Raw genomic sequence first — 13,993 nt, 5'->3', positions numbered from 1 at the left:
GTATACGATGAAATCCCAGCTCAGGTAGCATGGTATAAGGAGCGCTCGAAGCTAATGCTGTCTTCATCTCCGCCTCGTCTTGCCACGCGCCGTCAGTTTATCCGTGGAGCGGGCCTTCTCGGTTTAGCGTCAACCTCGACGAACGCCCAGCTCCTTCTGAACGCTTCACGCTTTGCTTCTGACGCACATCCATCATGGTTCAACAACTCCATCTCGGTCGAACGCGGCCCGCTTGTCTTCTCCTATGGTGTCGGCGAGAGCTGGGTCAAGCTCCGTGACCGCGGAATGACGGCCGATTGGCAGGTGTTCCCGGCCAATGCATGGAACTATGCGTTAAGCGTAGATACTGATTCTCCAGGGAAAAATATCACAACCACAGAAACAGAAATTGGTGAGATCCCTTTCACACGTCACCACGCCCCAGTTCAGATCCATATCCAAGCGCGCCGCTTCAATGAGTGGCGCGCAGAAGACGGAGTTGCGCCCGCAGTGCCACCCAGTCCGGTACAGACAAATGAACCCGAAGAAACGATTACGCTGATTCCTTACGCTGCTGCAAAACTGCGCATTACAGCCTTTCCGCAGAGCATCTGAATGCCATACGGGAACCTGCCAAGCGTTGACAGCCACACCAGTCGAGTGAATACTGGTCCAGTCCAGAACCTAGTTAGTTGACACTACCTCCATGCATAAATCACGTCCTCATCCAACTCTTGCCGAAGTGGCACGCAAAGCCCGAGTCGGGACCACTACGGTTTCCCGCGTCATCAACGGCGGTGAGCGTGTCAGTCCGAGTACGCTCAAACGTGTGCAAGCCGTCATTGAGCAGCTTGGCTACATGCCGAACCAGGCAGCACGCGTCCTGAAGGGCGAGCGCGCCAAAACCATCGGAATGGTAATTCCCAGCATTGCGGATCCATTTTTCGCAAGCTGCGCCGAGGCCGCGCAGGCCATCGCGCGTGCCCATGATTCGCTGCTAATGGTGACCGTGACCAACAACGATCCGCGTACAGAGATGGAAAATTTGAACATTCTGATGCGGCACCGTACCGACGGCCTGCTGTTAGCGCCTGCGAATTTTCAGAATCAACCGCTGGCGGAGTCTCTGCATCGCATGGGAATACCCGTCGTTACATTCGACCGCCTGATTGTGAACTCCGGTATTCCCAGTGTGTTGGCGGATAATTTCAATGGCGCGCGCATAGCCACTGAACATCTGATTGAGCACGGTTACTCGCGCATTTTTTGTCTTGGTGGCGAGCCTACGCTCTACACTCTGCGTGAGCGGCTCCGCGGCTATCGCCAGGCAATGCTGGAAAAGGGACTTGTGCCGCTAGTCGATATGTCCGTGAAAGATTACAAGTCGGCAGAATATGCAATTGAACGCCTGTTGGCGACAGGCAAACTGCCGGATGCCATCTTCACACTGAAGAACAGCACGACGATTTACGCCTTTGAGACACTGCAAAAGCTGAATGTCTCCATTCCAAAGTCAGTTGCGCTGTTGGGTTATGACGACTTTGAACTGGCATCCGCGCTGCGACCGGCTATCAGCGTGATTCAACAGCCGGTTGAGGACATTGGCCGGGTTGCTGCCGAGATTCTTTTCGAAAATCTTTTGACTGCGGGCAAGGGGAAGAATCAAGAATTCAAAAAGCGCCAATATCCCATAAAGCTGGAAACGAAACTGGTGCTGCGCGAATCTTGCGGCTGCCATTTTTAGAGTACACTCGCAGCCTGAAGTAATAAAAAAAGCGATATTGCTTGACAACACTAAAATCTCAGGTAGAAAATTCTACGTTGTGGAATCGTTACCATTTTTTATAGCGGCACCTCGATTGGTGGAGGACTTTGGTTCGATGCCAACAAAGCCTGCCGGACGGGCATCCCTAGTTGGGGCCTGATGACAAATAACGGCGAAACAGACGCAGCGCGCATCCCCAGGATTGCCAATGTCGACCTGTCTCTACAAAAATCGTTTCCCGTCTGGGAACAAAAAACGAACTTCACACTTCGGCTCGATGCCTTCAACGCCTTTAACTCTGTGTTGTTCGGCGGCCCGGATACCAATCCCGGAGATGCAAATGCAACCCATACGCAAGGAGCCGGCTGGAGCGGTTTCGATAGAGTAAGACCACAACAGCAGAACTTCCCGAGAATCCTGCAGATTTCGGGAAAGATCACCTTCTAACCTTCGGTTGTCGCCGTCGCCGACACTCATGATGCTCACGGGCAAGCCGGCGATGGCAGCTTCCGGAAGACCCCTCCGATCTTTCTTGTAAGCTTCTTTTGCGCAACGTTCTTTAATGCCGATCTTCGAATTTCGGCACGTTATCGTTCAAACCTTCATCACTGAAATCTTTTTTGGAGCTGCAATGGGAAAATTCCGTTTTGCTTTGCTTGCCGTCTCGCTTGGTGCCACCGCTCTACCTTGGATGGCGTATGCACAAACACAAAACAAGCCCGATCTGAGCAAGGAGCCTACGCTCTACGTAGTGGGCTATGCACACCTTGACACCGAATGGCGCTGGGAATATCCGCAGGTAATTGACGAGTACATCCGCGGCACAATGGAAAAAAACTTCAAGCTATTTGAGAAGTATCCGCACTACATCTTCAATTTCAGCGGCGCCAATCGCTATCGCTTTATGAAGGAGTATTTCCCCGCGGATTTTGCCGAAGTCAAAAAATACGTCGATCAAGGACGTTGGTTCCCCGCGGGATCGTCGGTGGAAGAAGGCGATGTGAACGCGCCAAACGCGGAAGCCATCATCCGGCAAATCCTCTACGGCAATGAGTGGTTCCGCAAAGAGTTCGGTAAGGCGAGCATGGAGTACATGCTGCCGGACTGCTTCGGCTTCCCGTCCTCGCTGCCCACTATCCTCGCGCACTCCGGCGTGAAGGGCTTTTCCACGCAAAAGCTTTCGTGGGGTTCCTCTGCGCCGGGAGGCGGTCACGAATCTCTCGAGCAGACGCCGGAAGGAACGCCTTTCAATGTTGGCGTCTGGGTAGGGCCGGATGGAGAGAGCGTAATTGCCGGAGTGAACCCCGGCTCCTATAGCGGCGGTATCAGCACCGACCTCAGCGACCCCTTGCCTGCAGAGCAGGCGAATCCCGCTTCTGCCGACTTGCAGAAAAAAATAATCGCCCTGCAGCAAAAGCTCCAGCAGGACAGGCATGACAATCACACTCCCGATCCGAAAGATATCGCAGAGTTCATCGCCCTTCGCACTGAGCAGGATGCTCTGGCAAGGGCGCAAGTGGACAACAATCTGCGCAAGCATCAGGGAGACTGGGCCGCACGGGTCCAACTCAACGGCAAAGTCACTGGCGTCTTGACTGATTATCACTATTACGGCACTGGCGACATCGGCGGATCACCTGATGAGGAATCGGTAAAGCGCCTTGAAGCCATCGTCACAAAAGGTTCTGTCGATCTTCCTCCTGCTAATGGCTTTAACTTCCGTGATGCGCCGCATGATGCATGGCCGCAGGTGCAGGTGGGTAATGGCCCCGTGCATGTCATCTCCGCCACGGCCGATCAGATGTTTCTCGACATCACGCCCGATCAGGCCGCAGCGCTGCCGCGCTACACCGGCGAGATGGAGTTGACCAATCACTCTGCCGGTTCCCTGACCTCGCAGGCCTACCAAAAGCGCTGGATTCGACAGGAAGAACTTCTCGCCGATGCAGCTGAAAAGTCATCCATTGCAGCGGAATGGCTTGGCGGACGCACTTATCCGCTTGAGCGCCTCAACAGCGCGTGGACGCTCGCCATGGGAGCACACTTCCACGATCTCGCAGCCGGAACCGCCACGCCGCGTGCTTATGAGTTTGCGTGGAACGATGACGTGATCGCCATGAACCAGTTTGCCGGTGTGCTCAAAAGCGGCACAGAAGCAGTGGCGAGTGCGCTCAACACCCAGACGCACGGAGTTCCGCTAGTCGTATTCAATCCGCTGAACATAGTGCGCCAGGATGTGGTTGAAGCCGAGGTCCACTTCCCCAGCGGACTGCCGAAGCAAGTGCATGTCGTCGCGCCCGGCGGTAAGGAACTGCCCGCGCAGATCGCGGACGGCAAGGTTCTATTTGTCGCCGACGTGCCCTCCGTAGCCTATTCGGTCTATGACGTGCAGCCAGGCGCAACACAAAGCGCTTCCACGTTGCGTGTCACAGATAACGAACTTGAGAACGATTATTATCGCGTCCGTCTGAACGCCGATGGCGACGTGGCCAGCATTTTCGACAAAAAACTAAACCGTGAATTGCTCTCTGCCCCTGCGCGCCTTGCGCTCTCCTATGACAATCCACAGCAATGGCCCGCATGGAACATGGATTGGGATCAGGAGCAGGCCGCGCCAAGAGAATATGTGCATGGTCCTGCAAAGATTCGCGTCGTCGAAAATGGTCCCGTGCGTGTGGCAATCGAAGTCACGCGCGAAACCGCTGGATCGCACTTTGTGCAGGTCATCCGCCTGTCGGCAGGTGAGGCGGGTAAACGCGTGGAGTTCGCTAACGTAATCGACTGGAACTCGCGTGAGGTCAACCTCAAGGCCACATTCCCTCTCACCGCGCACAATAATCTAGCCACTTACAACTGGGACATCGGAACCATTGAGCGCCCCTCGGCTGTACCCAACAAGTTTGAAGTGCCTTCGCACCAGTGGATCGATCAGACCGACATGAGCGGCAACTTCGGAGTGACGATTCTCACCAATAGCAAGAATGGCTCCGACAAGCCGAACGACGACACCCTCCGCCTGACTCTGTTGCGTACTCCCGGCGTCGCCGGCGGCTATGCCGATCAAGCCACGCAGGACATCGGTCACCACGAGTTTGTATACGGCATTGCCGGCCATGCAGGCACATGGCGCGATGCCCAGACGGACTGGCAAGGACAGCGCTTGAATGCGCCCCTGATTCCCTTCGAAACTTCAAAGCACTCCGGCGCACTCGGCGCCACCTTCTCACTACTCAAGGTCAGCAATCCACGCATTCGCGTGCTGGCTCTCAAGAAAGCCGAACAAGGCGATGAGGTAATCGTGCGACTCGTCGAGCTTGACGGTAAGCCGCAGAACAACGTCCAGGTTTCCTTTGCCTCGCCGATCACCTCAGCGCGGGAAGTCAATGGACAGGAGCAGCCTGTTGGCTCTGCGACAACCACAGACGGCGCACTTGTAACCTCCTTCGGCGCATACCAACCACGTACCTTCGCCGTACGCCTCGCGCCAGCGAGTGCGAAGGTAGACAAAATTGAGTCCGTGCCCGTTCCACTGTCCTACGATGTAGCCGTGGCCAGCAACGATGGCGAACGCACCACAGCCGGCTTCGATGGCAAGGGCAACGCACTGCCCGCGGAGATGGTACCTGCGCGCATCGGTTTTAATGGCGTGGAATTTCAGCTCGCGCCAGCCAAGACAGGCACACCTGACGCAATCGTGGCGCATGGCCAGACCATCGCGTTACCTGCCGGCCAGTTCAACCGTGTATATTTGCTGGCCGCATCCGCCGACGGCGATCAAAAAGTCGCCTTCGATACTGGTGGCAAAAAGACCGAGCTCAACATCGAAGACTGGGGCGGATTCGTTGGCCAGTGGGATGACCGGGTCTGGAGTTCGAAGGATACGTCGCACGGTAGTTATGGCCAGATGGTCGGCCTCAAGCCAGGCTTCATCAAGCGTGCAGACTTGGCCTGGTACGCCAGCCATCACCATAACCAAGCGGGTGGGAATGTCGCTTACGCGTACTCTTATCTATTTGCCTACGCGCTCGATCTCGCGCCTGGAGCCAAAACTCTGAAGCTGCCTGACAACAGCAACGTGCGCATTCTCGCCATCTCCGTGGCCAGGGAAAATTCTGAGACAACTCCGGCACGCCCGCTCTATGATGTTTTACCTTCATCGAATGCCGGACCAGCAGACTTCTCGCTCTCCACCGCAACGCAAAACATTTCCGTCTCGCAGGGAAAGACTGTTAGCACCGGCATCGTCGTCATCTCGCGTGGTGACCTGAAGTCTCCCGTACATATCGAGGCATCAGGCCTGCCCGCTGGCGTTAAAGTAGCGTTCTCTCCCGCTACTTCAACAGGCTCTACCGCTGCAATCTTCACGGCAGACCGGACGGCTGCGCCCGGCACAACACAGATCACCGTTACTGCTACGGCGGGCAGCATTAGTCATACTACGACCGCCCAACTCGACATCACACCTGTTCTTACCGGAACGGTTCCAGTCGATCTTTCATCCGCGTACAACCTTACTGGCATATACAAGGACGGCTCAAAGTTCTCCGACTCTGCCAGCATGGACAACGATGCCGCCTCTCTGTCAGCAGAGCAGGCAGGGAATGAAGAAATCGGCGCAGGAGTCGTATTCAAACTAGGACCGCCAAACCACCCCAACGCAATCAGTGGCAAAACCATTGACCTACCTGCAGAAAAGTTTCAAAGCATTCGCTTACTGGCGGTCGGGCTCAACGGCAATCAGCGAGCACAGAGCTTCATCGTCAACTACTCCGATGGCACATCGTCAACATTCATGCAATCGCTCAGCGACTGGTCCGATCCCGGCAATGCAAGGGGAGAATCTGTTGCTTCGGAAATGCAGTACCGGGTCATGGGCGACGGCAGCAAGGATGGGAATCCCTTCTATACGCATGCCTACTCCTTTTCGCTCGACTCATCCAAAGCCATCAAAAGCATCAGCCTCCCTGCAAATCGTGACGTGGTAGTTCTTGCCGTCACTCTCGTCCCTGCCGCATAAGCGACATGGATTAACGTAGCCAAGGCAGGCAGTGGTTGCTCATCTGCCTGCCCTCTTTTTCATCTGGGGATAAATCGATGATTGCCGCAAATAAATTCTCGAGGCAGCTTGGCCCGTTGTTTCTTTCGGCGCTCATCTCAGCGGCGCTCACACATGCGCAAAGCACGTTAAAGCCAGATAAGCCGCCGATTACTTACGCCAACGGCCTTGTTGGAACCGCACCGCTGGACGATCAGAAGCTGATTGGCAACGCCCCACCTCCTGGCGAGCAACTATACTCCGGTTTCACGTCGCCCGGTGCGCGCCTGCCGCACAGTTCCACGGAGCTTGCGCCTATCAACGCCAATCTTGACCTCAGTTATCCCGCAGGAGTCCGCGCGTCGTACTTTTATTCCAACCGCACGATGTATGGATTTTCCAGCGGAGCTGACGATAGCCCGACAGTTATGCCGGTCGTCGGCGACTGGACCGTGCCCCCCGAGCGTAGCGGCTCGGTCTACGACAAGAAACAGGAAAAGGCTTCGCCCGGCTACTACAGTGTCTATCTCGATGACTACCGCACACGAGTCGAACTAACCGCCACCACCTGGACCGGCATCTTCCGCTTCACATTTCCGCAATCAGAGAAGGCAAATATCCTTCTCGATCTGGGTTTTTCCGGTGGCGACGTTGAAGTCGTCAATGACCACACAGTGCGCGGTAAATCTGCCAACGGTAAATCCTTTTTCATCGCCGAGTTTTCAAAACCATTTCAGTCCTTCGGCGTCTTCAAACAAGTTCCATCGCGCAACCGAGATCCTCTTATTGGATTCAGCGATGTTGAGCCCGAGAGCCGTACCATCTCCGGACCATTCTCCGGAGCCTATCTGCACTATGCCACCACTGCAGGCGAACAAGTCCTCCTGAAAGTTGCCACCGGGGTCAGCTTTGAGGCTGCGGAGGCGCGGCTCCACAACGAGGATCCCGACTGGAATTTCGACGCTGTTAAGCATAAGGCTGAAGATGCATGGGCCGCCAAGCTGAATCAAGTCGTAGTGAAGGGAGGCACGGAAAAGCAGCGCATGCTCTTTTACTCCTGCCTCTATCATTCCTTCGCAAGCCCGCACCTGATTGCAAAAAAAGGGGAACAGTTTACTGGTCTCGATCACGAGCTTCACACAGCGGAATACGACCGCTACGACACTGTTCCCTTCTGGGATACCGGTCGCAACCAGATTGTTCTGCTTACTCTCTTCGAACCCGACACCAAGCTCGATATTCTTCGCTCGCAACTTGATCGCGCGCGTGAATCCGGGTACATGGCAACTTCATTTCACGGCGACAATGCCATCTTCATGTATCTCGGCGATTGGAAACGCGGACTCAACTTCGACTGGGCCTCAGCATATGAGTATCTGCGCAAAAACGCGATGGACCCCAAAGGACCGCGTGGCCATCTCGCTGAATACATCCAGCGCGGCTGGATCTCCGATTTCATCCCCAAGGGCAATCCCAGCCCGCCCTATGCCGGCGGCAAAGCAGGCGCGGCCACCACGCTCGAATACAGCTGGGATGACTATGCGCTCGCGCAATATGCACTCAAGCTCGGAAAGCAAGACGATTACAAGATGTTTCTGGAGCGGGCACATAACTACAAAAACGTCTTCGATCCGTCTACCGGCTTCATCCGCGGAAAAACCGAAGATGGCCAGTGGATTTCGCCCTTTGATCCCCGCGAGCCTTACTACAACTTCATGATGAAAGAAGCCTCGGGCTGGTCAACACTGTGGCTCGTTCCGCATGACGTACGCGGGCTTATCAATCTGCTTGGAGGTCGCGACAAATTCGACGCCAAGCTCGACGAATTCTTCTCAACGCCTTACACTGCAAAGGGAATCTGCCGCGATTGCACCGGCGTCATAGGCCAGTATGTACAGGGAAATCAGCCCGACCAGCAGGCTGCGTATTACTACGACTGGGGCGGCCAGCCATGGAAAACTCAGAAGCTCGCGCGGCAGATTCTTGAGCAGATGTACGGCAGCGACCATACCGGCTATGCATTCCCCGGCATGGATGACCAGGGCTCAACCGCCTCCTGGTATGCCATGAGCGCACTGGGCTTTTATCCTGTCGACCCTTCAAGTTCCGCATACATTCTTGGCAGCCCCATCTTCGATCAGGCAACCATTCACCTCGGCAGCGGAAAAACCTTCACCATCACCACTCATAACAATTCCGCAAAAAACATGTATATCCAGTCAGCCACTCTTAATGGTCATCCGTGGAATAAGCCATGGTTCGATCACGCAGACATAGCGAATGGCGGCGAACTTATTCTCACCATGGGGCCGTTGCCCAACAAGAATTGGGGCAGCAGTCCGTCCGACGCTCCTCCGTCCATGTCTGACAACGAACAATAGATTCAGCGGGAGAACATCATGCCATCCATTCAGGGTTACAAATGGATTGTTTGCTGCATCCTCCTCGCAATGTCATTTCACCTCGCTGTAGCACAGGCAAGTGACAACGCGAATGAAGCCGCCTCTTATCAAAAACGATCCGCGCTCGGCATCGCGCACCTTCAATCGTGGTATGACCCCACAACCGGACTCTATAAAACCACCGGCTGGTGGAACTCCGCCAATGCCATCACGGCTCTCGCGGACTACAAACGTATAGCCGGCGACAAGCAATACGCAGACGTATTCCCCACTACTTTCTCCGCGGCCCAGCATAAGTTCGCCGATTATCTTAACGACTATTACGATGATGAAGGCTGGTGGGCGCTTGCGTGGATTGATGTTTACGACATCACCCACGATCCGCAGCACCTGCGCATGTCTGCATCGATCTTTGAAGACATGGCCAAAGGCTGGGATACAACCTGTTCCGGCGGGATCTGGTGGAGCAAAGAGAGAAAGTACAAAAACGCAATCGCCAACGAGCTTTTTCTTTCCGTTGCCGCACACCTGCTCACGCGCGAGAAAAACAAAAAACAGCAAGCCTACTATCTTGATTGGGCCAATCGCGAGTGGCAGTGGTTTTCACACACAGGCATGATCAATGCGGACCATCTCATCAATGACGGCCTCGACGCACAGTGTGTCAACAACCACCGGACTACGTGGAGCTACAACCAGGGAGTCATCCTTGGAGGTCTGTCTGAGCTGTACACGCGCACCCATGAAGCGCCTCTTCTAGCTCAGGCTGACTCCATCGCCGCAGCAACACTCTCAAGCCCCACCTTGACCGACGCACACGGCATTCTTCATGACCCCTGCGAGCCCAAATGCGGCGGTGATGGCACGCAGTTCAAAGGCATCTTCGCACGCAATCTCGCTTTGCTGTATCACGTATCTCCATCGCCGCGATATAAGACATTTCTTCTTGCAAACGCTGATAGCGTCTGGGCTGGCATGGAGCCGCCCGATTACGGCATAGGCGTCGCATGGGCGGCTCCTTACGGAACCATCGACGCCAGCACGCAAAGCTCAGGAGACGACGCGCTCATTGCAGCCGCTTCTGTATCTCACACAAAGAGATAATGGAGCAATGACTCATGCCGGGCAGAGGCTTGCGGATTTGTTCAAGATGTCCTCTGCGGGAGCGATTGAAATAGCGTTCATAGCAGCGGCATTTGCGGTCTGAAGCAGCGGAGTGCCTGGCTGAGCTGAACGAACTTCCGCGACATATCTTTCAATAGACGCCGCCGCCTGCGTAATCTTTGATTTTTCTTCGTTCGTGAGCAATTCAAGCTCTCTAATTTTCCAGCCTTCGTTGCATACAGTGACAGGAACACCGCAAACTCCATGAATGCCGTCGAAATCTCCTGCGAGTAAAACTTGACCGTGAAGCTGCGATTGTTGTTGGGACAGGAGCGCCGCCAGAAAACGAAGAGTGGCATTTGCCGTTGCATTCGGCGTCGAATGTATCGTGCTCCATGTGATGAATGGCTGCACGAAAATACGTGCATCGGGCAACTCTCTCCTCGTAGCTTCATACGCTTCGTTGATCTGTCCATTCTGGACAAGATTCAGCACGTCGCTCTTCAATTCCGCTACTCTTTGAGCGAGTGGAGTTGCTTTGCTTTGAATTCGCATGGCTTCGAGACGCGCCAGAAGACGCTCGTCTGTCCTACTTAACTCAACGCTGCTCCAAAGAGGAACCATCGCCTGGCCATGTTCACCCAAAACAGAAGCGGATATGTCGTGCCTGCTTATGCCGAGGTCGCGCGCTAATGCTCGCGAAAAACGAAGAGAATCCTGTTCTGCTCCCATCCCAATAACACGCTTGCGTCCCAGCTTTTCGGAGAAAATGCGCACTGCAAGCTCGACCGGATTACTGACGATGATGAAGAAGGAATCAGGAACCCGCTGCAAACATGTTTCAGCGATCGATTCATACATGCCACAATTGGCTCTTCCCCACGCGCGGCGGTCGATATCCTTTGAAGCTACTCCGGCACAAACAATAACAATATCTCCATCCAGGTCTTCAATATTTGCAACAACCTCGATGTTGATACCTTGATCGTCAAATGCATCCAGCAGGTCAACGCGCATGCTCAATAACTTCATCGAACTGGAGCCCGCTCCACGCGCCACAAGTTGAAGCCGGTCGCCCTGCTGCAACAATCCACTACGAAGGATGTGCGTCGCCAGTGTGCTGCCAACAGCGCCAGATGCCCCGATGATTGAGATGCTTGCCATATTAGCCGTCCTTTTAGATCACTGAGAACTGTGCAGGTCAGATCTGCAACACAACTGTGAGAGTACAAAAATAAGGCTCGAATCGATATAGAGGACACTACACACACATGTGTGTGGTTCCACATGGCCTGCTTTCGATGCAACGCCTTCGATATCTGGGAAACTCTGTACCAAGGATTGATTCCCGCATACAATCGGATGGCATAATTCATCGATGTAAAAGGGCGTGGCCATGAAAGCGACAAGAAGGGATTTTATGCGCAGCTCGTTGGGACTTGCAGTCGCTGGCAGCATGGATGGAGCTGATATTTGGCCCATGGATATAGCAGCGCGGCCCGACCTGCTCACAAAGTATGGTTCTGGCAATTTCGGTGTATGGACGGAAGACGAATTCGGCCTGCCTGCCTTTCGCTACACTGCTAACCAGACAACAGATCCGCGCGCAGTGACAGATGTGCGGCCAGGCATATTAAACCCCACGGAGCATATTCATCAGGTCGGGAATGATCGCATCATCGCCATAGCGTCGAATTACGGCCACGTTCGCGTCCGTCAGGATGAGGGATCTCCAAAGTTCCTGAATGATTTCGACCCTGAGATGAACCAATTCGGAGGCGGCCTGGGATACCTGACGGACGGCGAAGAGTTGCTAAGCACTTACTACGACGGCAGCAACACGGGCTTCGATCGCACCTTTGGAATCGGATATTACCGCAAAAAGATTGCGAGCAGGAATTATGCAGTCGATCAGGTGATTCACGCGCCGTTTGGGGATGATCCGGTTCTGATCTCGCAGGTTACTGTGTGCAATCATAAAGACGCGCCGGCTACGCTGCGATGGGTTGAGTACTGGGGATGTCAGCCTTTTCAATTTTCCTTTCGCTCGGCACTCGAGGGCACATACGGAAAGCGTACGCAGACGGAATGGCGCCGAGATATGGGGCGCCGGTTCGGTCACCACGTGACACGCATCGCCGGCGGCAGAGGGCTGCTTGACACAAAGAACTTTTCTGGGCGTGCTGCGAATGAAGAGGCTACGTGGGAGCGGACAAAAGCCATATTGAAGGCCAGTCCCAATGGGTTTTATAAGCCGATTGAGGATCTGAGGCCAGGAACTGACTTCGAAAGCCTTGAGGTACCGCAAACATTTCTGGTCTCGCTGGATGGTGCAGCAAGCGGGCTCAGTTCTGACTCAGCTTCTTTCTTTGGCGCAGGCGGCGCGGCGAACCCCACCAGCTTGAAGTAGCCTTTGAACAAGATTGAAAACGGCGACGCGCGCGCCGGAGAATCGCGCACGCTCAGCTTTCTTTACGGGTATCTACCGCAGGGCTTTTCACTCGACGTGCTAATCGGCAAATATGAGCGATCCGCTGATTCAGTGCTGCGCAGCTCAAGTGAAGAGTGGAAACGAAACGGAATGCACTTTGATGTGCCCGCAGAGCCGTGGATCAAGCGCGAGGCAACATGGAATCACTATTACTTAAGGAGCAGTCAGACCTACGATGACTTCTTTGAAGAACACATTCTGAATCAGAATGGTTTTTATCAGTACACGATGGGATTTCACGGCGCGCCTCGCGACCCGTTGCAGCACTGTCTGCCGTTCCTCTTCAGTAATCCAGAGATCGTAAAGAGCGTTCTGCGCTACACGCTTAAGGAAATACGCGATGACGGTTCTCTACCGTACGCCATTGTGGGCCACGGCGTAGTCGCGCCGATGCAGTCCGACAAAGCAAGTGATCTGCCGCTGTGGCTGCTGTGGACGGCAACCGAGTACGTGCTGGCGACGCGCGATCTGGATTTCCTGAACGAGAAAATTCCAATGCGATTTTCAGCTACTGCCAGCCGCACCGCGCTCGTGAGCGAACTGTTGGAAAGCTGCTATCGCCATCAGGTGAGGGACGTGGGCGTCGGAAAGCACGGTGTCATGCGCATGCTGGTAGATGACTGGAACGATGGCTTGATCTATACATGGGCGAGTTCTGCAATGAAGGAATGCATGGAAGAGAGCGAGAGCGTGCTGAACTCGGCAATGGCGGGATGGGTCTTCGACGAATACGCGCGCCTGCTGGATTATGCGCGGAATAACCCACAGCTTGCGCAGGATGTACGTAAAAGCGCGGACCAGCATCGCGAAGCAACACGAGCACAATGGAATGGAAAATGGTTTCGGCGCGCGTGGCTTGGGCCTACGCTGGGTTGGTTGGGCGAATCGACATTATGGATCGAGCCGCAACCCTGGGCGATTTTGTCCGGTGCGGCAACAGAAGCGCAAAGCCGCGATCTCGTGCGAAACATGAACAAGCTGCTTCGGCATGGGCCTTTAGATCATTTTCACAGTTATTGTGGCTTTCCGAATCGAAGTCTGAACCAAGCCTGGGCATTGTGGTCGGTGATCTGAGGAAGTAGCGTTTCGATGGCCTGGTCGAGGGCTATGACGGAGCGTGCTTTGCTGGCACCCATAAGTTGTTTGAGTTTGGACCAGGCCTTTTCGATGGGGTTCAGGTCGGGCGAGTAGGGCGGCAGATAGAGCAGCTCTGCTTT

General features: G+C 54.6%; 9 protein-coding genes and 1 pseudogene. 8 read left to right on the top strand and 2 right to left on the bottom strand.

What is annotated here, in order from left to right; translation table 11 throughout:
- The first annotated feature begins 54 nt into the window (after window positions 1-54).
- From ABSG47_RS08540 to ABSG47_RS08515, 6 genes are all read left to right on the top strand, one after another.
- Window positions 55-594, top strand: a complete 540-nt coding sequence (locus tag ABSG47_RS08540; protein ID WP_424168846.1) for a hypothetical protein — start codon at window positions 55-57, stop codon at window positions 592-594.
- A gap of 91 nt (window positions 595-685) precedes the next feature.
- A complete protein-coding gene (locus tag ABSG47_RS08535; protein ID WP_424168844.1) occupies window positions 686-1,723 on the top strand; it encodes a LacI family DNA-binding transcriptional regulator in 1,038 nt (345 codons plus the stop codon).
- Window positions 1,724-1,792: 69 nt separating this feature from the next.
- On the top strand, window positions 1,793-2,191 hold the full coding sequence (locus ABSG47_RS08530) for an outer membrane beta-barrel protein (protein WP_481133023.1): 399 nt from the start codon (window positions 1,793-1,795) through the stop codon (window positions 2,189-2,191).
- Window positions 2,192-2,375: 184 nt separating this feature from the next.
- Entirely contained in the window at window positions 2,376-6,761 is a 4,386-nt protein-coding gene (locus tag ABSG47_RS08525; protein WP_424168840.1) for a glycoside hydrolase family 38 C-terminal domain-containing protein, read from the top strand.
- Between the two features lie 77 nt (window positions 6,762-6,838).
- The gene (locus tag ABSG47_RS08520) at window positions 6,839-9,160 is read left to right on the top strand and encodes a GH92 family glycosyl hydrolase (protein WP_424168838.1); all 2,322 of its coding nucleotides are present in this window, start codon (window positions 6,839-6,841) and stop codon (window positions 9,158-9,160) included.
- Window positions 9,161-9,178: 18 nt separating this feature from the next.
- Window positions 9,179-10,285, top strand: a complete 1,107-nt coding sequence (locus ABSG47_RS08515; RefSeq protein WP_424168836.1) for a glycoside hydrolase family 76 protein — start codon at window positions 9,179-9,181, stop codon at window positions 10,283-10,285.
- 12 nt (window positions 10,286-10,297) lie between these two features.
- On the opposite strand, the gene ABSG47_RS08510 is transcribed toward ABSG47_RS08515, so the two are convergent.
- Window positions 10,298-11,449 carry a lactate/malate family dehydrogenase gene (locus ABSG47_RS08510; RefSeq protein WP_424168834.1) on the bottom strand — a complete coding sequence of 384 codons (1,152 nt, stop codon included), beginning with the start codon at window positions 11,447-11,449 and terminating at the stop codon, window positions 10,298-10,300.
- Window positions 11,450-11,765: 316 nt separating this feature from the next.
- On the opposite strand from ABSG47_RS08510, the gene ABSG47_RS08505 reads away from it, so the two are divergent.
- Complete coding sequence (locus ABSG47_RS08505; RefSeq protein WP_424168832.1) at window positions 11,766-12,695, top strand: hypothetical protein; 930 nt, start codon at window positions 11,766-11,768, stop codon at window positions 12,693-12,695.
- A 3-nt stretch (window positions 12,696-12,698) separates the two neighbouring features.
- Entirely contained in the window at window positions 12,699-13,850 is a 1,152-nt protein-coding gene (locus tag ABSG47_RS08500) for a GH36-type glycosyl hydrolase domain-containing protein (RefSeq protein WP_424168830.1), read from the top strand.
- A 61-nt stretch (window positions 13,851-13,911) separates the two neighbouring features.
- On the opposite strand, the pseudogene ABSG47_RS08495 reads toward ABSG47_RS08500, so the two are convergent.
- A pseudogene (locus ABSG47_RS08495) lies at window positions 13,912-13,993 on the bottom strand (transposase); the annotation flags it as partial.

The sequence above is a fragment of the Occallatibacter sp. genome, assembly GCF_049510455.1.
GTDB lineage: Bacteria > Acidobacteriota > Terriglobia > Terriglobales > Acidobacteriaceae > Telmatobacter.
This window is presented reverse-complemented; position numbering and strand designations above follow the sequence as displayed.